20 protein-coding genes and 1 pseudogene are annotated in these 20911 nt (G+C 61.6%); 15 read left to right on the top strand and 6 right to left on the bottom strand.

What is annotated here, in order from left to right; all coding sequences use genetic code 11:
* The first annotated feature begins 291 nt into the window (after positions 1 to 291).
* The 6 genes from IB265_RS35380 (at position 292) to IB265_RS35355 (ending at position 8193) form a co-directional block, all read left to right on the top strand.
* Positions 292 to 1044, top strand: a complete 753-nt coding sequence (locus IB265_RS35380; RefSeq protein WP_192496139.1) for a protein-L-isoaspartate(D-aspartate) O-methyltransferase — start codon at positions 292 to 294, stop codon at positions 1042 to 1044.
* Positions 1041 to 3485, top strand: coding sequence for a class I SAM-dependent methyltransferase (locus IB265_RS35375; RefSeq protein WP_192496138.1), 2445 nt, complete (start codon positions 1041 to 1043; stop codon positions 3483 to 3485). The genes IB265_RS35380 and IB265_RS35375 overlap by 4 nt, the downstream gene beginning before the upstream one ends.
* A 200-nt stretch (positions 3486 to 3685) precedes the next feature.
* A complete protein-coding gene (locus tag IB265_RS35370) occupies positions 3686 to 3925 on the top strand; it encodes a hypothetical protein (protein ID WP_192496137.1) in 240 nt (79 codons plus the stop codon).
* A gap of 143 nt (positions 3926 to 4068) precedes the next feature.
* Entirely contained in the window at positions 4069 to 4722 is a 654-nt protein-coding gene (locus tag IB265_RS35365; protein WP_112996722.1) for an ABC transporter ATP-binding protein, read from the top strand.
* Positions 4719 to 7130 carry an ABC transporter permease gene (locus IB265_RS35360; RefSeq protein WP_192496136.1) on the top strand — a complete coding sequence of 804 codons (2412 nt, stop codon included), beginning with the start codon at positions 4719 to 4721 and terminating at the stop codon, positions 7128 to 7130. The genes IB265_RS35365 and IB265_RS35360 overlap by 4 nt, the downstream gene beginning before the upstream one ends.
* On the top strand, positions 7120 to 8193 hold the full coding sequence (locus tag IB265_RS35355) for a lipocalin-like domain-containing protein (protein ID WP_192496135.1): 1074 nt from the start codon (positions 7120 to 7122) through the stop codon (positions 8191 to 8193). Before IB265_RS35360 ends, IB265_RS35355 begins: the two co-directional genes overlap by 11 nt.
* A 432-nt stretch (positions 8194 to 8625) precedes the next feature.
* On the opposite strand, the gene IB265_RS35350 is transcribed toward IB265_RS35355, so the two are convergent.
* The 6 genes and pseudogenes from IB265_RS35350 to IB265_RS35330 all read right to left on the bottom strand — a co-directional run bounded on the left by IB265_RS35350 (position 8626) and on the right by IB265_RS35330 (position 13523).
* Positions 8626 to 9015 (bottom strand): hypothetical protein, encoded by a 390-nt coding sequence (locus tag IB265_RS35350; protein WP_192496134.1) that lies wholly within the window; start codon positions 9013 to 9015, stop codon positions 8626 to 8628.
* 75 nt (positions 9016 to 9090) lie between these two features.
* Positions 9091 to 10059 (bottom strand): quinone oxidoreductase, encoded by a 969-nt coding sequence (locus IB265_RS35345; RefSeq protein ID WP_192496133.1) that lies wholly within the window; start codon positions 10057 to 10059, stop codon positions 9091 to 9093.
* A 50-nt stretch (positions 10060 to 10109) separates the two neighbouring features.
* The gene (locus IB265_RS35340) at positions 10110 to 10676 is read right to left on the bottom strand and encodes a TetR/AcrR family transcriptional regulator (protein WP_192496132.1); all 567 of its coding nucleotides are present in this window, start codon (positions 10674 to 10676) and stop codon (positions 10110 to 10112) included.
* A gap of 127 nt (positions 10677 to 10803) precedes the next feature.
* Positions 10804 to 11042 (bottom strand): annotated as a pseudogene (locus IB265_RS37935) (LacI family transcriptional regulator); the annotation flags it as partial.
* Between the two features lie 112 nt (positions 11043 to 11154).
* On the bottom strand, positions 11155 to 12471 hold the full coding sequence (locus IB265_RS35335; protein ID WP_192496131.1) for an aspartate aminotransferase family protein: 1317 nt from the start codon (positions 12469 to 12471) through the stop codon (positions 11155 to 11157).
* A gap of 2 nt (positions 12472 to 12473) precedes the next feature.
* A complete protein-coding gene (locus IB265_RS35330) occupies positions 12474 to 13523 on the bottom strand; it encodes a phosphotransferase enzyme family protein (RefSeq protein WP_192496130.1) in 1050 nt (349 codons plus the stop codon).
* 179 nt (positions 13524 to 13702) lie between these two features.
* On the opposite strand from IB265_RS35330, the gene IB265_RS35325 reads away from it, so the two are divergent.
* From IB265_RS35325 to IB265_RS35285, 9 genes are all read left to right on the top strand, one after another.
* Positions 13703 to 14383, top strand: coding sequence for a GntR family transcriptional regulator (locus IB265_RS35325; RefSeq protein WP_192496154.1), 681 nt, complete (start codon positions 13703 to 13705; stop codon positions 14381 to 14383).
* Between the two features lie 76 nt (positions 14384 to 14459).
* The gene (locus tag IB265_RS35320; protein ID WP_192496129.1) at positions 14460 to 15200 is read left to right on the top strand and encodes an SDR family NAD(P)-dependent oxidoreductase; all 741 of its coding nucleotides are present in this window, start codon (positions 14460 to 14462) and stop codon (positions 15198 to 15200) included.
* Between the two features lie 198 nt (positions 15201 to 15398).
* Positions 15399 to 16451 (top strand): ABC transporter substrate-binding protein, encoded by a 1053-nt coding sequence (locus IB265_RS35315; protein WP_192496128.1) that lies wholly within the window; start codon positions 15399 to 15401, stop codon positions 16449 to 16451.
* Between the two features lie 89 nt (positions 16452 to 16540).
* A complete protein-coding gene (locus IB265_RS35310; RefSeq protein ID WP_112996718.1) occupies positions 16541 to 17620 on the top strand; it encodes an ABC transporter ATP-binding protein in 1080 nt (359 codons plus the stop codon).
* Positions 17617 to 18795, top strand: a complete 1179-nt coding sequence (locus tag IB265_RS35305; RefSeq protein ID WP_057250325.1) for an ABC transporter permease — start codon at positions 17617 to 17619, stop codon at positions 18793 to 18795. Before IB265_RS35310 ends, IB265_RS35305 begins: the two co-directional genes overlap by 4 nt.
* A 2-nt stretch (positions 18796 to 18797) precedes the next feature.
* A complete protein-coding gene (locus IB265_RS35300; protein ID WP_057250323.1) occupies positions 18798 to 19580 on the top strand; it encodes an ABC transporter permease in 783 nt (260 codons plus the stop codon).
* Positions 19581 to 19680: 100 nt separating this feature from the next.
* Entirely contained in the window at positions 19681 to 19983 is a 303-nt protein-coding gene (locus IB265_RS35295; protein WP_057250321.1) for a hypothetical protein, read from the top strand.
* On the top strand, positions 19980 to 20426 hold the full coding sequence (locus IB265_RS35290; RefSeq protein WP_057250320.1) for a type II toxin-antitoxin system VapC family toxin: 447 nt from the start codon (positions 19980 to 19982) through the stop codon (positions 20424 to 20426). Before IB265_RS35295 ends, IB265_RS35290 begins: the two co-directional genes overlap by 4 nt.
* A gap of 286 nt (positions 20427 to 20712) precedes the next feature.
* Positions 20713 to 20911, top strand: a 199-nt coding sequence (locus tag IB265_RS35285) for a helix-turn-helix domain-containing protein (RefSeq protein WP_192496015.1), incomplete at its 3' end; no start/stop codon positions are given.

Below are 20911 nucleotides of genomic sequence, written 5' to 3'. Positions count from 1 at the left end.
TTGGAACGCGTCTTTTTACCACTTGGTCAATGTAGGTGAAGTTGAGGGTGGCAGCAATTGGACGCGGCATACCATTCAAACAGAAACGACGCGACCTCCGCGACAATTCATAAGTATTTTGGCGCGAAAGGCTCTGGAAGTGTCGCGCGCGATACGCAGAGGCCCATGTAGTGCGAAAGCTTCGCGAACACTGCCCTCAGCGTCCTGTGTGACATAAAGCGGGCGTTCAATGGTCAACAAATTGCCCCGCTGCCGCCACTATACTCCGGCGATATAACCGGGAGAGAGTTCATGCGTCCTCTAGCCCAGTGCCAAGCGTTAATGGCGGTGGTTCTCGCAGGTGCGGCCGCCGTGGTTTCGACATCCGCGCCCGCTCAGGATCGACTCGGCGAGCGTGCGGCGATGATCGAGACGATCAAATTGCACGCCCGTTCGGCGCCGTCAGCGGTCGAGGGCCAGGGCGTCGATCCGGCTGTGCTGGAGGCGATGGGAAGGGTGCCGCGCCACCTTTTTGTGCCCGAGGAGCAACGTGGCGCGGCCTATCAAGATCGGCCACTGCCGATCGGATACGGACAGACCATCTCGCAACCCTTCATCGTCGCGCTGATGACGGACCTGATCAACGTTGGGCCTGGCGACGCTGTCCTTGAGATCGGCACTGGCTCGGGTTATCAAGCAGCCGTCTTGTCGCCGCTCGCAGCGAAGGTTTACTCGATTGAGATCATACCGGAGCTGGGCGAAAGGGCGGCCGCCCGATTGGCGGAGCTCCGCTTCGACAATGTCGAGGTGAGGGTTGGCGACGGCTACTATGGTTGGCCTGCGCTCGCGCCTTTCGACGGTATCGTGGTGACTGCCGCTGCAAGTCACATCCCGCCACCGCTGGTCGAGCAACTCGCCAAGGGCGGCCGGATGGTCGTCCCCGTTGGAGGCCCCTTCGCGACCCAGTTTCTCATGCTGGTCGAGAAGCGACGGGACGGAAGCATCACGACCCGGCAGCTGCTGCCGGTGGCCTTTGTGCCGCTGAGGGGAGGTAGAGCCCAATGAGAGCGGGGCGCCTGCTGCCGGTTGGTCTCATATCGGCGGCAACCCTTGCTCACGAAGTGCTGCTGATGCGGCTCTTTTCGATCATTCAGTGGCATCAATTTGCCTATATGATCATAAGCATAGCACTCCTGGGCTTCGGCGCGAGCGGTACGTTCGTTGCATTGGCCCGCCGCCCTCTGGTGAACCGGTACCCGGCCGCCTTCACAGCGTCGGCAGCGCTGTTCGGCATCACTGCGGTTGCCAGCTTCGCCGGTGCCGAACGCCTGCCGTTCAACGCGCTCGAGGTCGTCTGGAATCCGGGCCAGCTTGGTTGGCTCGCGGCTAGCTATGCTCTCCTGGTCCTGCCGTTCTTTTTTGGTGCCACCTGTATCGGCCTTGCCTTCAGCCGCCATCCCGGCCAGATCGGACGCGTCTATGCCTTCGACCTGGTCGGCGCTGGGGTCGGTGCACTGGGCATCGTCGGACTCCTGTTCCTGGTCTTTCCCGCTGCGGCACTGCGCTTCGTCGCGGCGTTGGGATTTGCGGCGGCTGCCCTTGCCACGACGGGCATGGCTCGCCATCGGCGGCTCGCCGCGGGCAGCCTCGGGCTTGCAGCCGCGGTCATCGCGGTGTGGCTGCCACCGTCCTTTACGGCCACCGGCCCGCACATGTCGCAATACAAGGGCCTAAGCATGGCTCTCGACGTCCCCAACGCGCGGGTGGTCGAGGAGCGATCAAGCCCGCTCGGACTACTGACAGTCGTGGAGAGCCCAAGCGTCCCATTCCGGTACGCGCCGGGCCTCAGCCTCGCCAACACCCAAGAGCCGCCCACGCAACTCGCCGTCTTCAGCGATGGCGATAGTGTTACAGCGATGACTGCCTATAGCGGCGATCCGGCGACGGTCGCTTATCTCGACCGGACAACGGCGGCGCTCCCGTACCGCATTCTTGCACGGCCGCGAGTGTTGGTCCTCGGTGCTGGTGGCGGCGAGCAGGTGCTGCTGGCGCTGCGCTCTGGAGCCGATCTCGTGGACGCTGTAGAGGTCAACCCGCAGATGATCGACCTGGCTCGCAATCGCTTCGCGAACTTCGTCGGCGGCATCTTCAGCCGACCGAACGTGCATCTGCATCTAGCCGAGGCGCGCGCCTTCGCTGCGACCGCTGGCGAGCGTTACGACCTGATCCAGATGCCGCTCCTTGACTCCTTCAGCGCGGCCGCCGCCGGCGTGCAAAGCATGCACGAGAATTACACCTACACCGTGGAGGCACTGCGGGATTACCTGGCGGTACTGAAACCAGATGGCGTCGTCGCCATCACGCGATGGCTGCGGGTGCCGCCGCGCGACATCCTTAAGCTGTTCGCCACGGCTACCGAAGCGCTTGAAGCGGACGGCGTGGCCCAGCCTGGCCGGCACCTGGCGCTGATCCGGAGCTGGAATACCGCAACCCTGCTCGTCGCCAAGTCGCCGTTCACTGGTGAGGACGTCGCAGCCATCGGCGGCTTCGCGGACGAGAATTTCTTCGACATCTCCTGGGCGCCGGGCATCTCCGCGAGCGACGTGAACCGCTACAATCAACTCGACCGCGAATATCTCTACGAGGGAGCCCTCGCTCTCCTTGGCCCTGAACGAGCCGACTTCACGGAGCGCTACAAGTTCGATATTGCGCCGGCCACGGACAATCGACCATACTTCTTCGACTTTTTCCGCTGGCGTGCGCTGCCCGAGCTCCTGACGCTACGCACCCAAGGTGGGGCAGCGATGCTCGACTGGGGCTACCTGATCCTGGTGACGACGCTCGTCCAGGCGGTGATCCTCAGTGCCGTCTTGATCCTGCTGCCGCTCTGGCTTCGCAGGCGCGCACTCGGGAGAGCCATACCCCGGCTGCGCTTCGGGCTCTATTTCCTTGCCTTGGGCCTGGCCTTCCTCTTCATCGAGATCGCCTTCATCCAGCGCTTCGTGCTGTTCCTCGGCCATCCGCTCTACGCCGTCGCTGTCGTGCTTGCGGGTTTCCTCGCCTTCGCAGGTCTCGGTAGCGCCTTGGCTGCACGCTGGGTGGCGGCGGTCGGATGCGGATCCGCGGTGCGCGGCATCACCCTCGCTGTCGTGGTAATCGCATTCCTGGCTGGGACCTACCTGCTCGCGCTGCCTTCGATATTCGAACGGCTGCTGGCACTCCCGGATGCCGCGAAGATCGCAATCGCGCTCCTCCTCATAGCACCGCTCGCTGTCTTCATGGGTATGCCGTTCCCCCTCGGCCTCGGCCACGTCGGCGCGCGCTCGGAGGAATTTCTTCCCTGGGCGTGGGGGATCAATGGCTGTGCGTCGGTGCTAAGCGCGATCCTCGCCGCACTGCTTGCAATGCATATCGGGTTCACTGGCGTCGTGACGATGGCCGTGATCCTCTATCTTGCCGCGCCGGCCTTACTCGCCGGGTCGCGGGATCACGTCGCAACACGTTAATCCAGATCGGAACTGTTCGCGAGATAGGCAAAACGGGCAATCCTGCAATTGATGTCGGCACCCGTGCAAACAGGGGGAGGGCGTCCCAAGCAGCCGTGCGGCGTCCAATACATGCGGCGAGGGGCGCCGCGCCCCTTTCTTCTCGTCCACACTCAGCTATTTATCCAAGAACAATCCTGCTCCGACTGGCAGGAGGCGCGGTGCGCCGCCTTTCGGCCGAGAAGGACAGCGAGCGCGTCATGCGAGTTCAGGTCGAAACCTTTATGGACGAAGGTGGGGTCGAAAAGATCCGCCGATTTTACCTCAACGGCCGGCAGGTCGAAGTGGTCGAAAACCTCGATCAGTGGCATGGGGCCGACTACCGATACCTCAAGGTCAGGGGCAGCGAGGGTGCCGTTTACATTTTGTATCTGGACTACTCCGAACGCAGTGGGCGCTGACGATATATCAACGCTCGCAATCACCGGGCTCCCGCGTCGCCATGTGACGTTCGACGTCGGTATTCGCATCTCCTCACTGCAGGCCTTTCCAAGCGGCTGTGGAGAGTTAAATATGTTCCATCGTCCTAATTTTGGCCGCTACGGTGATCGCTCTCCGCAATCTTAGGAAATCCTATGAGACTGCCGAAGGGCGGCTTGAAGTGCTGAGAGGGGTCAATCTCGATCTCGGCGCGGGAGACAGAGTTGCCCTGATGGGGGAGTCCGGTAGCGGAAAGAGCACGCTCCTGCATCTCGTAGCCGGCCTCGACCGAACGGACTCAGGCGAGATCACGATCGGGGGGCGAGACATTTCCAAGCTGAACGACCGGGAACGCGCTGCCTACAGACGGACAAAAGTCGGTCTCGTATTTCAGCAGTTCAATCTTGTCCCGTCACTAGACGTGGCCGCGAACATCGCTTTCCACGCCAAGCTCGCGGGACGCCACGATCCTCCGTGGGAAAATGAACTCGTGGCGCGCCTCGGAATCGGGACATTGCTCACCAGGTATCCCGAGCAGCTTTCCATCGGACAACAGCAGCGGGTGGCGATCGGACGAACCCTTGCCGCGCGTCCCGGCTTAGTCCTGGCGGACGAACCCACAGGAAACCTGGACGAGGCCAACGGAGACGCTGTCCTGGAACTGATGCTTTCGCTGTCGAAGGGAACCGGATCGACACTGCTCCTGGTGACACACTCGCAAAGACTGGCGGACAGGCTCGACCGGCAGGTGCATTTGCGGTCCGGGAAGATCGAATGAAGATGTGGACCGCAGCCACGGCACTTCTGTCCCACTGGCGACGACGACCGCTGCAGCTCGGCGCCCTCTTGTCCGGCCTGGCGCTGGCGACCGCCCTGTGGTCGGGAGTGCAGGCGATCAACGCAGAAGCCCGCGCCAGCTATACCCGCGCCGCGGTTGTGCTCGACCAGAACGGGTTGGCGAACCTGGTTTCTCCAAACGGCAGCGCAATTCCTCAGTCCGCCTTCGTGCGGCTCCGACGGGCGGGCTGGAGTGTGTCACCAGTTTTGGAGGGAGATTATAGGTTTGGTGTGACCCGATTAAGGGTGATCGGCATCGAGCCACTGACGATGCCCGCCGAGACTAACACCGTCGACCTGGGAAATGCCGGGGACGTGCTTTCCTTTATCACGCCTCCGGGCATGCTGTTTGTCTCTCCCAGAACAGCGGAAAAAATGCGAGGACAGACGGACCTCGCACTGCGTGTTTCGGATCGGATGCTGGACGGCGCCGCCTTCATCGATATCGGCTTGGCCCAGAAGCTGTTAAGAAGAGAGGGCGAACTCAGTCGGATTGTGATTGCCGAAAACCAACGTTCCGGTCTGGAGCCGCTTGAAAAGCTTGTTCCAACGCTCTCAGTTCGCGAGCCGAATGCAGAAACCGACGTCGAGCATCTGACCGAGAGCTTCCATCTCAATTTGACCGCCTTCGGTTTTCTCGCCTTCGCGGTGGGGCTGTTCATCGTGTACGCGACGATCGGTCTCGCCTTCGAGCAACGGCGGCCGACCTTCAGAACGCTTCGCTGCCTTGGAGTTTCGTTGAGTGCGCTTGCGGTTCTGCTACTCGCCGAACTTGTCCTTTTCGCCATCGCCGCCGGGGCGGTCGGCGTCGCGATCGGATATCTGGTCGCGTCGCTGCTGCTGCCCGGAGTGGCCGCAACCCTCGAAGGACTCTACGGAGCCAGCGTGCCTGGCACGCTTTCCCTGCGTCCGGAGTGGTGGGTTTCTGGTTTTGCCATCGCGGTGGCCGGAACATTGGTTTCGTCTGTACAGAGCCTGTTGCGCTTGACGAGGGTGCCTTTGCTCGCGGCGGCCCAACCCCAGACCTGGGGACGATCGTGGCAAGCGGGGCGGCGGTTTCAGGGGCTAGCCGCAGCGGCTTTGCTAGCGCTCTCGGGAGCTCTTCTTCTGTGGGCTGAAGGACTCGAGGCCGGCTTTGGCGTTCTTGGCTGTCTTCTGCTCGGGGCGTCGCTACTTCTTCCCACCGTACTTTCTGGATTCTTTACCGTGATGCAGCGGGCGTCTTCGCGCGCGCTCGTCACGTGGTTCTGGGCCGACGCGCGGCAGCAACTCCCCGGACTTTCCCTTGCGCTCATGGCATTGCTTCTTGCGCTGGCGGCAAACGTCGGCGTCGGAACCATGGTCTCGAGCTTCCGTCTCACGTTCGTCGGCTGGCTCGACCAGCGTCTCGCCGCCGAGCTTTACGTCGCTGCCCGGAACGAGGGCGAGGCAGACAGGCTCAGGACATGGCTCGCAACGAAGGTGGAATCGGTGTTGCCGATCTTGAGCGTAGACGCCGAGATCCGGGGGCAGCCGATGCAGATCTTCGGTGTCGCTGACGATCCGACCTACAGGATGCACTGGCCCCTGATCGTTGGCATGCCGGACGTTTGGGATCAGGTGGCGTCCGGTCAAGGGGTGCTGGTCAACGAACAGTTCTGGAGGCGGGACCGGCTCCGCATCGGCGATCAGCTGGATCTGCCGGGTGACTGGAAGCCGGCGGTTGTCGGGGTCTATTCGGATTACGGAAACCCAAAGGGCCAGGTCATCGCCGGAATAAACGCTCTGACCTCTCGTTACCCGCAGGTCTCGCGCCTGCGCTACGGTCTGCGGATCCAGCCTGATCAGGTTGCGGACCTACGATCGAGGCTCACGGACGAATTCGGACTACCACCGGGTAACGTCGTCGATCAAGCGGCATTGAAGGAACAGTCACGGCGGATCTTCGATCGCACATTCCTGGTTACTGGCGCGTTGAACATATTCACGCTCGGGGTTGCAGCACTGGCGATGTTCTCAAGCCTCCTCACGCTGTCGGAAATGCGCCTCCCGCAGCTTGCGCCCGTGTGGGCCTTGGGGGTCACGAGACGTGATCTCGCTCTTCTTGAGGTTCTAAGGACGCTCGTGCTCTGGCTGGCGACATTTATTGCCGCTTTGCCCCTCGGCCTGGCGTTGGCGTGGGTGCTTCTCGCGGTGGTGAACGTCGAAGCCTTCGGCTGGCGTCTGCCCATGTATATCTTTCCTTACGAGTGGCTTTGCCTCGGTCTAGTCGCGCTCGGCGCTGCTGTCGTTTCCGTATTCATCCCGCTTCGCCGGCTGGCGCGAGTCACGCCATCGGAACTTCTGAAGGTATTCGCCAATGAGCGTTAGATCGATTGCGATCGCTTTTGCGGTGACGACCATGGCCAGCTTGTCCGGGAGCCAAGCGGCCTCCGAGGGTTTTGGTGGCCTTGGCTCGACGGTCGAAGGGTTTTCGGTGCCGCAGCCTGGCCTGCTGTTCCGTTTCCCCGCCGACCACGGCCCACATCCGGACTTCCGGATAGAGTGGTGGTATCTAACGGCCAATCTTGAAGCCCCCGACGGAACTCAATACGGGGCGCAGTGGACCCTTTTCCGCTCAGCGCTTGCTCCGGGTGAGACCAACGCGTGGTCGAGCCCACAGCTCTGGATGGGTCACGCAGCCGTCACCACTTCAGAAGACCACTTCGTCGCAGAACGTATTTCACGCGGGGGAGTGGGGCAGGCTGGTGTTGTCGCGGCGCCGTTCTCGGCCTGGATCGATGACTGGCAGATGGAGGGACATGCCGCCCCGGGAGCGGATCAACTGGCCGATCTCAGCCTGACTGCGACGGCCGAGGAATTCGGCTATGAACTCCGCCTATCGGCTACCGGCCCGCTGGTGCCGCAGGGCATTAACGGCTATTCGGTGAAATCAGCGAAGGGACAGGCCAGCTACTACTATTCGCAACCGTTCTATGCGGGGGTCGGCTCGCTTTCGCTACCGAGCGGGAATGTAGAGGTGACGGGGAAGGCTTGGCTTGACCGCGAGTGGTCGTCACAGCCGCTCGCGGAGGACCAGACCGGTTGGGATTGGTTCTCGCTGCATCTCGATACAGGGGAGAAGCTCATGGGCTTCCGCCTCAGAGATGAAGGGGAGGGATATACCTCCGCCACCTGGATCACTGCCGACGGGCGACCGGACCCTTTACCCGCGACAGCTCTCAAGATCGTTCCCGTGCGAACCGCCAAAGTCGCAGGGCGTCAAATTCCTGTTTCCTGGAACGTCCAGATTCCCAGTCGCGGCTTTGACGTCACGACCCAGCCTCTGAACGACCATGCGTGGATGTCAACGTCCATCCCGTACTGGGAAGGCCCGATCGCCTTCGAGGGCAGTGTCAGTGGCAGGGGTTACCTGGAGATGACCGGGTACTAGCCCAAACCAAGGGTAGCGGGAAGGTGATGGGGGCAGCTTCTATCGCACCTGCCTGATGGTTGCGTGACCACGCTTTGCGATCGTGTCGTGCTGGCGGAGAGTTTTGAGACCGCCGGGAGTGGTACGTCCCCGTCACGGGCCGGGTTTCGCCAACGTCCGGTCCGCCATCTTCTTGACTCGAAGGCAGGAGCGTCGCGGGCCGCTAGGCGCAAAAGCGCGAGTAAGATTTCGGGGTAGGAGAGGGATGGATCCCAGAGCGCTTCTTCGCTTGGGGCTTGGGGCGCGCTCTGGGATCACTAGCGCAAACGGTGGTTGGGCCAATGCCGGTTGACGCTTCAGTACCAATGGCGGCGGAACGTAGATTCGGCAATGCAACTAGGACCTTTGTCACTCTGCTTCAGACCAAAGTCTAGGTTGAATCGTCCTGCCGTCTCATTCCTTCCCGTCCAAGATAATCCGAAGGATCCGGATCATATCGGCCGCGTCGAGGAGCGCGGCTTTTACGTAGCCATCGGTTCGCCTTTCGATGCCCACCGCGGTGGTCTGCGGACCGATTACAGGATCGGCTGAATGCGGCTCGGAGGGATTCCGACTTGGGCGCGCATCTGTCGAATGATGACCGCGGCACGCTCGATCAGCCGGCGCTTTTCCAGGGCGGTAGCGCCCCGCCTGGCGCTCGACAATTAGGCTTGCTTGATGGCGGCCAGATCTCCGGCCGATACTCAAAGCAGAACCAATCACGGTTTGGGCTAAAAGGATCGCATAAGGCATCGTCATGAACTCCGACGGCGAAATGGTTCGGGTCGCTTCCGCTGTGTTCAATGGAAATCCCAATGCGGGCGCTTTTCTCGCACCTTCGAGAAGGAACCGTCTTGGCAATGCTTCCGACGTCTTTCCCTAGGGAGCCAGCAACAGCTTGCCGGTGGTCCCCCGGCTTTCCATGTCGGCATGCGCACGGGCGGCATCAGAAAGCGGGTAGGTTCCGCCGACGTGCAGCTTGAGAGACCCATCCTCAATCCACCGGAACAGTTGTCTGCTACGGGCGCGAAGAAGGTCCGGAGTGCTGATGTGATCGAAAAATGTCGCGTAACCGATCTTGATGCTCTTCGGCAGGCTCATGATGTCGAGCGGCCCCGGACCGCCAAGCACCGGTCCGTACCAGCAGAACGTGCCGGAGCGACGAAGCGCGGCGAGCGATCCCTGAAACGTCTTGGGGCCTGAACCGTCATAAACGACGCTTACACCTTGTCCGCCTGTGAGATGCAAAACCTCATTGGCGAAGGTTCCCTCCATGTCGACGATAACGTGGCTCGCGCCAACTGCCTTTGCGATTTCAACCTTGTCGGTGGACGAAACGCGTCCAATCACCATTCCGCCCCTCAGCCGGATGATCTGTGTCAGGAGCAGGCCGACACCACCGGCCGCGGCGTGAACGAGCGCGGTGTCTCCAGGCTGGACCGAGTAGAAATCGGTGGCGAAGTGGCTCGCGGTTAGTCCTTGCATCATGACGGAGGCCGCCGTCTGGTCATCAATCGTGCCGGGAAGTCGTACGAGCGCGTCCGCGGAAATCAGGACGTGAGAAGCGTAGCTTCCGGGCGCGTAGACCCAGGCGACCCGGTCTCCGATGGCGAAATCATCGACCCCATCGCCAAGCGCAACGATGCGTCCCGCACCTTCGACGCCGAGGATTTTCGGGTTCGGCCTGTCTGTCCATGCCATACCCTGGCGTACTCCGATATCCATGAAGTTCACGCCTGCAGCGGCGACTTCGACCACCACATGGCCCGGTGTGGCGACCGGGTCGGGAAGGTCGACAAATTCCATCATGTCGGTGCCACCGATTCCATTCATAACCACGGCTTTCATGATCTTCCTTTCTTGACTAATCATTCCAGAAATTAGCAAAAAATTTTGCGCTACGTCAGCGCCTGAAGCGCGAGGTGGGCGAGGGAATTGAGCGCTCCAGGGTCTGCGCCGCCGCGCGCAGCGATGCGGATGCCGGCGATGTTCGCGAAGAGGAAATTGGCAGCTTCTTCTGTGGAGAGCGTTGCGTCCAGGTCCCCGTCCGCTTGAGCCTCGCTGATGCGTTGCTTGGCAGCATGCTTCAATCGTCGGTCAGCGACCTGATGAATTGCTGTAAGATCAGGCCGGCTCTGACCGAACTCGCAGATTGAACTCACGCCAAGACACGGCTGGGAGGCATTCTCAGCCACCCGCTCCATCATCTCCCGGATTCCGTCCCGGGCACGCGGCGCGCCATGCAGCATGGCGATGTGCGCGTCCGTTTCCGCGGCGGCGTAGCGCTCCACGGCAAGGCAATAGAGCTTCCATTTGTCGCCGAACGTATCATAGAGGCTCTGCCGGCCAATCTTCATTGCCCGTACGAGCATTTCGGTGGACGTGCCCTCGAAGCCATGTTCGCGAAACACCTGGATGGCGTCATCCAGCGCCTTTGTCCTATCGAATTCCTTTGTTCTCGCCATGTGCCTGATTTAGGCATTCTGGAATGATCTGTCAAGAAAGAACATCGCGAACCGTCGAGCCAACATGGGAGCTCAGTGAAGGGATGCTCCCTTTGGGATAATCCTCAACATCAGGATCGAATGTTGCTCAATCGCCTTCGCCGGGGACGAGAGCCAAGGGCCAGAGGATACGCGCCGACGTCGACGGGTAGATGTCTGCAAAGGCAGGCATCGTTGCGAGCAAGGACTCGGCGAGCGCAATCCCGAGGTCGCGTAGCAATACGCTGAAGGATGTTAGGCGGGGCGACAGGAATTGCGAATGCGGCTCTGGCGTCCGATGATCGCCATGTCTCGCCCCGGTCTTATCCCTGCTTCGACAAGCCCCCGGTTGATCGCCGGGCGATAGCCTTGGGTCGGCGCCTGGGATGGTTCAGACAGCCGCAATTCCCGAAAGATCGCACGCAAAAGAGCACATCGACTTTGGCGCGATGCCTCTTGTTCAGAGCGACTTCAACACGTCGCCAATTGCATCCAACAGCATGTCCGAGTTCTCGCGGGAGAAGGCGAGGGGTGGCCTGATTTTTAGAACATTGGCATTGGGGCCGGAGGCGCTGATGAGGATGCGGCGCTCTCGCAGACCATTGACGATCCGGGACGTCAGCGCGGCATCGGGGCTCTTGGCGGCAGGGTCAGCGACGATCTCGACGCCGATGAAGAGACCGGAACCGCGCACGTCCCCGATGGCGTGGTAGCGATCCGAAAGGCTCTTGAGGCCACCCATCAGGTAGGAACCGACCTCCAGCGCATTCTGCTGGAGGCCTTCAATGCGGATCGTGTCGAGCACTGCCTTGCCGGCCGCGGCGGCGACCGGATTACCGCCGAACGTGTTGAAATAGCGCGCCTTTGGGCCGAACTCGGCGATCACCTCGGGGCGCAGCACTATGCCCGCCATCGGATAGCCGTTGCCCATTGGCTTGCCGATCGTCACAATGTCTGGGGCAACGCCGTGGCGTTCGAAACCCCACATGGTTTCGCCCGTGCGGCCGAAGCCGGGCTGCACCTCGTCGGCGATGAAGAGGCCGCCAGCCTCGTGGATCGCGTCCACAGCCGGCTTGAGAAAACCTTTCGGGCCTTCGAAGATGCCGTCGCTGGAAAAGATCGTATCGGTGATCAGCATGGCCGGCTTGATGCCGTGACGTTTGAGATCGGCGATTGCGGCGCGCACGTCGTGGCCGAATTTTACCGCCATCTCTTCGGGCGAGTGACGGTAGCTGTCCGGCGCCGGCACGGTGCGCACATGCGGGCCGAGCGTCACGGATTCGCCCAGCGACGGCGAGAATTCCGCGACTGCGCTCGTCAGGCCGTGATAGGCGAGGTCCGTCGCGATGATGCCGGTGCCTCCGGTGACGAAGCGGGCGACGCGCACGGCGAGATCGTTCGCCTCACTCCCAGTGCAGGTGAACATGGCTTGGCTGAGCGCCTCGGGGAAGGTGGCCGTCAGCGTCTCGGCATAGTCGACGATGCCTTCGTGCAGGTAGCGTGTGTGGGTGTTGAGCACGGCGGTCTGCTTCGTTATCGCCTCCACCACGCGCGGATGGCAATGGCCGAGCGAGGCGACGTTGTTGTAGGCGTCGAGATAGCGCTCGCCGGCCGAGTCGTAGAGAAAAACGCCTTCGCCGCGCACAAGATGCAGCGGCTTTTCATAAAACAGGCGGTAGGCGGGACCGAGCACTTTTTCTCGGCGCGCGATAAGCGCCCGTTCGCTCTCGCCGAGCCGCTCGAAATCTGCACGCGAAAAAGCATTCACCATCGACATGATCAAGCCTCGGAAAGGTTGGGCGCGAGCCGTTTCAGCCCGGCCGGAGTGAGATCGACTATGTTCTGCAGGCCGCGGCATGCGGTAGCGTGGTTGCGCATGATATAGGTCCGGTTCTCCGGAAAACGTGCGGAACGCCACTCCGCGATGATGATGGACATGGCGAGGCGGGAACGGGCGAGAAGCGGTAGCAGCTCGATTTCGGCCGGCTCCAGCGCGCGCGCCGACAGGAAGCCTTCGAGGAACGCACCCGTGCGGGCGGCCCAGTTGTCGGTTGCAAGGTGATAGGAGAGGGCGACGGCAAGGTCATTAATCAGCGGCGCATGCACCATGTCGCCGAAGTCGATGATGCCGACGACCTTCGTCGGCTCCGCCGGATCGAGCAGGATGTTGTGCGGGTTGAAATCGTTATGGATGATCTGCCGGCGCTTGATCGTGGCGATCGCCGGCAGCGACCGTTCGAACTCGGCGAGTATGGCTTCCACCTGCGCTCGGCGCTCCATGCCGACATGGTCGACCAAGGCGACCAGATCGAGCGTATGGGAAATGTCCCACATCAGCTTTCCGGCGGGCGGCCGGCCATCGTAGTCCTCGAGACCTAGTCCAAGTTCCGCGAGTGCCCGGCCGACGTTGCGGCTCTGCGTTTCTGAGGCCGAGGTGCGGTATTGCAGTTCGCCGCCGAGGAACGTGAGCAGGCGGATGATGCGCGGGCCGTCGGCGCTGGAAAGCGTGTGGTTCGGTTCGCCGCCAAGCGTCGGCACGACTCGCGGGACGGGCACGGCGGGAGCGGTGGCTTCGAGATGTAGCAGGGCCCCGTCCTGGAATTTGAGCGCTGCCGGATCTTCGGCGGGGTTGGCGATCTTGAGGATGAATTGCACGCCGTCAGTGCGCGTAAAGAGAAAGGTCTCGTCGCGCTCGCTGGAAAGACGCTTCACCGCGCCGGCGAAACCATAGACGACTGCAACGGCGGACTCAGCTTCATCGGGCGACGTCACGCTCCACGTCGCCGACATGGAGTCCGGTTTCTCGGCGGCGGGCGATTGCTCCGTCATACTTGCTCCGTTGGCGCGGTTTTCCGCATTTCCTTCGATTGTCTGTGCCGTTTGCTGACCACGGCGCCGACTGCATTGCCCGGCAAGCCGTTTGGCGAATGCCCAAGACATGTCATACTTGAAACACAGTGAAAAAGATGCATCAAGTATCTTATTATTCCATTTTGCGGACCAGTTCCATGCCTCAATTCACGTCACTGGATCATGAGAACCTCAACAGCGTCGTATATGGTGCGTTGTGCGATGCCCTGATCCAGGGACGGTTCCAACCCGGCGATCGGCTGAAGATCCGGGATCTGGCAGAGCAATTCGGCACGAGCGTCACGCCGATCCGCGACGCAATCCTTCGGCTTGCCAATGACGAGGCGATCATCTTCCGCTCGCCGCGTGATATCCGCATCCCGGGTTTAAGCGAAAACCGCTACCGCGAGATCCGCGCAATACGGGTGCGCCTGGAGGGGCTGGCGGCGGAGACTGCCGCCCAAGTGGCGACGAGCGCGGATATCGAAGCGTTGGAACGGATCTTGCGCGAAAACGAACAAGCAATCGAGGCTGGCGACCGGCTGAAGGGCACGCAACTCAACCAGGCCTTCCACTTCCTGTTGCCGCAGATCGCCGGGCTGCCGGTGCTGAACGGCATCCTGCGGCGGCTCTGGCTGCAGATGGGACCGCACATTTCCGATGCTTATATAGAGGGCGGACGTGCGATGATCGACCATCACTACCCGGTTGTCGAAGCCCTGAAACGGCACGATTCCGCCGCCGCCTCGATGGCGATCGTCGACGACATCCTGCTCGGTGGCAAGCCGATCCTCGCGCGCATCGAACGGGGCAGTGAGCGGGAGGCGCGCCCGGCCTGACACCGCTTGGAAGAGGAGGCTTGCAATTCATGGGCGGCCCATTACGATGTATCAAGCATCAAGAGGGAACGCTCGCATGACCGAAGAATGCCGCTACATGTTGCTTACGGGTGCGAGCCGCGGGATCGGGCATGCGACGGTCAAGCTCTTCCAGTCGAAGGGCTGGCGCATTCTCACCGTATCCCGCCAGTCCTTTTCCGAGGAATGCGCCTGGCCGTCCGCCCGCGAGAGCCATATCCAGGCGGACCTTGCGGATCTCACGCAGATTGACCGCCTGGCAGCGACCGTGCGCGAGCGCCTGCCGAAAGGTCGGCTGCACGCGCTCGTCAACAATGCAGGCATTTCTCCGAAGGGGCCGGGCAAGAGCCGCCTCGGTGTGCTGGATACGGATGCCGATGTCTGGACGCAGGTGCTCAACGTCAATCTTGTCTCGACCGCTTTGATCGCCCGCGCGCTCATGCCGGAACTGGAAGCGGCGAAGGGCTCGATCGTCAATGTTACGTCCATCGCCGGCTCTCGCGTTCACCCTTTCGCAGGCGTTGCCTATGCGGCGTCCAAGGCGGCGCTTGCCTCACTGACCCGCGAAATGGCGCACGAATTCGGCCAACGCGGTGTAAGGGCGAATGCCATCGCGCCGGGCGAGATCGAAACGTCGATCCTGTCGCCCGGAACGGATGAACTGGTGGCGGCGGAAGTGCCGATGCGAAGGCTGGGCGAACCGCGCGAAGTCGCGGAGACTATCTATTTCCTCTGCACCGAGCCGTCGTCCTACATCAACGGCGCGGAAATCCACATCAACGGAGGGCAGCACGTCTGACAACGGTCAAAACCGGGAGAACCCCGTTGACCGGCAATGACCAGAACGCATCCATCGGTCGAAACGCCCAGGGGAGAAAGGGCGCGAAGGCCGGTGAGGCCGCAGCCACCGCCGCAAACAGGACGGGGTCAACGGTCTGCATGGGATCGTCATCGGAGCCGCAGAGGCTCTTTCATAAACGAAGAAAAGGGGAATGCCATGAAGACAAATTTTAAGTCGGGTGTCCTGGCGGCGGCGGCCGTCGTTCTGTCGGCGGGTCTTGTTGCGCCGGTTTTCGCGCGAGATCTCACAGTCGTTTCATGGGGCGGAAACTATCAGGATGCCCAGCGCAACATCTACTTCAAACCGTTCTCCGAAAAGATCGGCAAGCCGGTACTCGACGAAGCCTGGGACGGCGGCATCGGCGTCATCCAGTCGAAGGTGAAGGCCGGCGCACCGAACTGGGATGCCGTGCAGGTGGAGGCCGAAGAACTGGCGCTCGGCTGTGCTGACGGCCTCTATGAAAAGATCGACTGGGACAAGATGGGCGGGAAGGACAAATTCCTAGATTCCGCCGTCAATGACTGCGGTGTCGGCGCCATTGTCTGGTCCACGGCCATCGCCTATGACGGCGATAAGCTGAAGGAAGGCCCGACTTCCTGGGCGGACTTCTGGAACGTCGAAAAGTTCCCCGGTAAGCGCTCGCTGCGCAAGGGCCCAAAATACACGCTGGAATTCGCGCTGCTCGCCGATGGTGTCTCCAAGGATGAGATCTATGACGTTCTCGGCACGGAGGAGGGGGTCGCCCGCGCCTTCAAGAAGCTCGACGAATTGAAGCCTAACATCGTCTGGTGGGAATCCGGCGCACAGCCGTTGCAGTTTCTCGCATCGGGTGAAGTCGCCATGACTTCGGCCTATAACGGCCGCATCACCGGCATCAATCGGTCGGAAGGCAAGAACTTCAAGGTTGTCTTCCCCGGCAGCATTTATGCCGTCGATAGCTGGGTGGTGTTGAAGGATGCGGAGAACAAGGATGCTGCGCAGGACTTCATCGCTTTTGCGAGCCTGCCGGAAAACCAGGCGAAGCTGCCGGAATTCGTGGCATACGGTCTGCCGAACAAGGAGGCTGCGTCCAAAGTGCCGGCGGATTTCTCCAAGGACCTGCCAACCGATTCTGCCAACATGACGGATGCCATCCCGCTCAATGTCGACTTCTGGATCGACAATGCCGAAACGCTGACGCAGCGTTTCAACGCCTGGCTCGCCCAGTAAGAACATCCGTGGTGAGGGGCGCTCCGGCGGGGCGCCCTTTCCTGCATGGCCGGGTGCGTTTCTTAAGGACGCAGCCTTCGCCTTTAGCGATGGAGTCTTCCGTGGCCGAATTCATTCGATTTGACCGCATCACGAAATTCTACGGCCCGCTCTGCGTGGTCGAAAATCTCGATCTCGGCATCGGGAAGGGTGAGTTCGTCAGCCTGCTCGGCCCGTCCGGCTCGGGCAAGACGACGCTTCTGATGATGCTTGCTGGCTTCGAGCAGCCGACCGCGGGCGAAATCCTGCTCGACGGAACTGCCATCAATGCGGTGCCCACCTACAAGCGGGACATGGGTGTAGTCTTCCAGAGCTACGCGCTCTTCCCGCATATGTCAGTCGGCGACAACATCGCTTTTCCGCTCCAGATGCGGGGCATTGGCAAGGCGGGGATCGACGAGCGCGTCAAGCGTGCACTCGACATGGTGCAGCTTTCGACCCTTTCCGACCGGCGCCCTTCGCAGCTCTCCGGTGGCCAGCAGCAGCGCGTGGCTCTTGCCCGGGCGCTCGTCTTCGAACCGCGTGTCGTGCTGATGGACGAGCCACTCGGCGCGCTTGACAAGCAACTGCGCGAGCAGATGCAGCTCGACATTCGCGATCTGCACCGCCGCCTCGGCCTAACGATCGTTTTCGTTACGCATGACCAGTCCGAAGCGCTTACGATGTCGGATCGCGTCGCCGTCTTCAACAAGGGCAAGATCGAACAAATCGGTACACCCCGCCAGGTCTACGACGAACCGGCGACGCGCTTCGTCGCCGAATTCATCGGCGAGACCAATCTCGTCGAAGGTGTCGTGGAAACCGTGCAAGGCGCGGAAGCAACCGTGCGTCTTCCTTCCGGGGCGCAAATCGTGTCGGCGGTTTCCGGCAGCATCGCTTCCGGCCAATCCGTCTTTCTCTCCATCCGTCCGGAACGGGTTGATCTCAGCGAGACGCGGAGTGAGGGGCGAAACGTCTTGGAAACGGAAGTTACGGATTCCGTTTATCAGGGCGATCATTTGCGCGTGCAATTGCACAACGCCACTCACCCATTGATCGCCAAGCTCGGCAGAAGGTCGCGCGAGTTTCCGCCGGGCACCAAAGTCTTCGCGGCGTTTTCGGCCGGCGATTGCCGGGTCATTGCGCCATGAGTGCAGCCTCCTCCCGCACTCGACGATCGCTGCTTCTTCTAGCGCCGCTGCTTTTCTTCCTCATCGGCTTCTTCGTCTGGCCGCTCTTCAGCATGATGTCGCAGTCCGTGTCGGACCCGGCCGTGCTGCGGCTGTTGCCACGCAGCGCCGAGGTTCTGGCCGATTGGGACCGCAACTCCCCACCCACCATTCCCATGCAGACGGCACTGATGAAAGACCTGAAAGCCGTCAACGACGATCAGGCGCTAGGCGACATGGTGCGGCGCCTCAACAGCGCCCGCTCGGGTTTTCGCACGCTGATGGGGAAGACGACGAGTGCATTGAAGGAAACGGCCAACCCGCCCGTCGACCTCGTTTCCATCGACAAACGCTGGGAAAAGCCGGAATTCTGGCTGGCAATCGCAGATGCACTCTCGCCCTATACCGACCGCAACCTGCTCGCCGCCGTCGATCTGGGCCGCAATGCGGCTGGTGATATCGAGCATCTGCCGCCCGACCAATCCGTCAACGGCGTGATCCTCATGCGCACCTTCTGGATCGCCGCGCTTGTCACCTTCGCCTGCGTTTGTATCGGCTTTCCCTATGCCATCATTGCCGCCTCGCTCGACGGCTGGAAGCGGGATCTGATGCTTGGCGCCGTACTGTTGCCGCTGTGGACGTCGCTTCTGGTGCGCACCGCGGCCTGGTTCATCCTGTTGCAGGAGCAGGGTCTCATCAACGATCTCTTGCGCGCCATCGGCCTCATCGATGCGCCGCTGGCACTGATCTTCAACCGGACCGGTGTCATCATCGCCATGACCCATGTGCTATTGCCGTTCATGGTCCTGCCGATCTATTCCGTTCTCATCACCATCCCGAAGAACCTGATGCCGGCCGCCGCCTCGCTCGGCGCGCACCCGCTGCGCGCCTTCCTGCGTGTGCTGCTGCCGCTCAGTCTCAGGGGTGTGGCATCCGGCGCTCTGCTCGTCTTCATCTCGGCGATCGGCTACTACATCACGCCGGCGCTGATCGGCGGACCGAGCGACCAGATGATCTCCTCGATCATCGCCTTTTACGCCACGGGGTCGGCGAACTGGGGCATGGCAGGTGCACTCGGGGTCGTACTGCTCGTCGCGACACTACTGCTCTACAGCGTCTACGCGCGGCTCTCCAGCGACGAAGTTGGGGGGCGCTGACCATGCCGATGAAAGTTGCCAAAGCCACCTTCGCCATGCTGACGATCATCTTCCTCGTCGCGCCACTCATTGCCATCCTGCCGCTCGCCTTCACCTCGAGCGTGATCCTCACCTATCCAATCCCGTCGTGGTCCCTGCGCTGGTTCGAGGAACTCTTCTTCGCGGACGCCTGGCGACGGGCAATCTTCAACAGCCTGATCATCGGCACGGGCACGACGTTGCTCGCAACCGCTCTTGGCACGGCCGCGTCGCTGGGCCTGCGCAACCGCCTCCTTTTCTTTCGCGGCTCGATGCGCACACTCTTCCTGCTGCCCATGGTGGTGCCGGCCGTCGTGCTGGGTGTCGGCATGCAAGTGCTGCTGGCGGGCTTTGGCCTCACCAACAGTTACATCGGCGTGATCATTGCCCACACAGTCGTGGCGGTGCCCTTTGTGGTGGTGAGCGTCACCGGTGCGCTGGCCGGCATCGACGAACGCGTCGAGCTTGCGGCCCAGAGCCTCGGAGCTTCGCCGGCCACGGTGTTCCGCCGTATCACCCTGCCACTCGCCATGCCGGGCGTACTCTCTGGCGCTGTGCTCGCCTTTGCGACGTCGTTGGACGAAGTCGTCCTCACGCTCTTCGTCGCAGGCCCGAACCAGCGGACGTTGGCACGGCAGATGTTTTCCAGCATCCGTGAAAATATCAGCCCTGCAATCGCGGCAGCGGCATTTCTCTTCATCGCAGGAACGGTCTTGATCGGCCTCGTTGTCGTTGTGTCGCGGTCGATCATGGCGGAGCGGCGCTAAATCGTTCAAGGCCGTAGTGAATGGCCTGCACCATCGCTGACATCCCTTGCTTGCAAGGCCGATATCGGATATATATCCTGATATAACACCGAGGCTGGCCGTGAGCAATTCCGCACAGAAGAGAGCGATCCAGAATTACCGCGCGCGCTTGACGCAGCGCGGCTACAAGCGCTTCGAGGTCATGGCGCTGGAATCCGACCGCGAGCTGATCCGATCCCTTGCACGGCAACTGGCCGAGGAGGGACCTGAAGCGGACCAGGCGAGGCAGGCAGTGAAGGCCCTCGTTGCAGGTGAACCGCCGAAAGTCGGTGGTATCCTGTCGGCGCTCCGACGCTCGCCACTTGTCGGCGCTGATCTCGACCTGTCTCGTCCGCGCGAGGAAGGCCGCAAGGTCGATCTGTGACACGTTATCTCCTCGACACGAACATCATCAGCTATATCGTCAAGCCGCAACCTTCGGAACTGCTGCTCGCTTGGTGGGCTGAGCAGCGCGACGAAGATCTGTTCGTCGCCTCGCTGACAATTGCCGAAATTCGACGCGGCATTCTGGAAAAGCCCCGCGGCAAGAAGCGGGACGTGCTTGATGCCTGGTTCTCTGGGCCGGAAGGCCCGCAGGAATTGTTCGCTAATCGTATCCTTCCGTTCGACGACAAGGCAGCCCTGATCTGGGCGCGATTGATGGCCGAAGGCAAAGCCACAGGTCGTCCGCGCAGCGCGCTTGACATGATCATCGCTGCCGTCGCGGGGGCCAATGATTGTGTGGTGGTCACGGACAACGAAAAGGACTTCAAGGGGCTCCAGATCGTCAACCCTTTGCGACTTGGAGCCGGAGGGGAAGAGAAATGACGGCGACTGCGCCTGGTCCGACAGAATGCGCTCGTCGCAGGACAGCCCGCGGACGCGCCGTTTGCTTGGTGATGAAATGCGCGCCCGTCATCCACGTGAGATGACGGAAGGGATTTTTCAATCGTTCGCAAGCGGAAATGGTAGTTCAGCAATCATGCGGCGTTCGAAGTCAGTTCCATAATGTATGTTATGCAACAACGGTCTGTAGCCGCAAAGTTAAAGTGTCCTGTTTCTGCAAAGTAAGAATGTCACTCTCCCCGGGTTTTGATGACCTGGGAGATTGCGGATGGGATTGATTGCGATGAGCGAGCGTGACCTGCAGCGGATCGAGATTTTGTCGAAAGTGACCGCCGGGCGGATGACGTTGGCGTCGGCGGCGCGCGTGCTTGAGCTGAGCACCCGCCAGGTGCGTCGGTTGCTGGAGCGGATCAACACCGGCGGTGCGGCTTCGATCCGGCATAAGGCAATCGGCCGGCCCTCGAACA

Origin of the sequence: Ensifer sp. ENS10 (genome assembly GCF_014852025.1) — a bacterium.
Classification (GTDB): Bacteria; Pseudomonadota; Alphaproteobacteria; order Rhizobiales; family Rhizobiaceae; genus Ensifer.
Note: the sequence above shows the minus strand (reverse complement) of the source record. Positions and strands in the feature narration are given on the sequence as shown.

Excerpts from the sequence above, each read along its gene's own strand:
- IB265_RS35380 (WP_192496139.1), top strand. The coding sequence starts at position 292 with ATGCGTCCTCTAGCCCAGTGCCAAGCGTTAATGGCGGTGGTTCTCGCA.
- IB265_RS35375 (WP_192496138.1), top strand. The coding sequence starts at position 1,041 with ATGAGAGCGGGGCGCCTGCTGCCGGTTGGTCTCATATCGGCGGCAACC.
- IB265_RS35360 (WP_192496136.1), top strand. The coding sequence starts at position 4,719 with ATGAAGATGTGGACCGCAGCCACGGCACTTCTGTCCCACTGGCGACGA.
- IB265_RS35355 (WP_192496135.1), top strand. The coding sequence starts at position 7,120 with ATGAGCGTTAGATCGATTGCGATCGCTTTTGCGGTGACGACCATGGCC.
- IB265_RS35345 (WP_192496133.1), bottom strand. The coding sequence starts at position 10,059 with ATGAAAGCCGTGGTTATGAATGGAATCGGTGGCACCGACATGATGGAA.
- IB265_RS35340 (WP_192496132.1), bottom strand. The coding sequence starts at position 10,676 with ATGGCGAGAACAAAGGAATTCGATAGGACAAAGGCGCTGGATGACGCC.
- IB265_RS35335 (WP_192496131.1), bottom strand. The coding sequence starts at position 12,471 with ATGTCGATGGTGAATGCTTTTTCGCGTGCAGATTTCGAGCGGCTCGGC.
- IB265_RS35330 (WP_192496130.1), bottom strand. The coding sequence starts at position 13,523 with ATGACGGAGCAATCGCCCGCCGCCGAGAAACCGGACTCCATGTCGGCG.
- IB265_RS35325 (WP_192496154.1), top strand. The coding sequence starts at position 13,703 with ATGCCTCAATTCACGTCACTGGATCATGAGAACCTCAACAGCGTCGTA.
- IB265_RS35320 (WP_192496129.1), top strand. The coding sequence starts at position 14,460 with ATGACCGAAGAATGCCGCTACATGTTGCTTACGGGTGCGAGCCGCGGG.
- IB265_RS35315 (WP_192496128.1), top strand. The coding sequence starts at position 15,399 with ATGAAGACAAATTTTAAGTCGGGTGTCCTGGCGGCGGCGGCCGTCGTT.
- IB265_RS35310 (WP_112996718.1), top strand. The coding sequence starts at position 16,541 with ATGGAGTCTTCCGTGGCCGAATTCATTCGATTTGACCGCATCACGAAA.
- IB265_RS35305 (WP_057250325.1), top strand. The coding sequence starts at position 17,617 with ATGAGTGCAGCCTCCTCCCGCACTCGACGATCGCTGCTTCTTCTAGCG.
- IB265_RS35300 (WP_057250323.1), top strand. The coding sequence starts at position 18,798 with ATGCCGATGAAAGTTGCCAAAGCCACCTTCGCCATGCTGACGATCATC.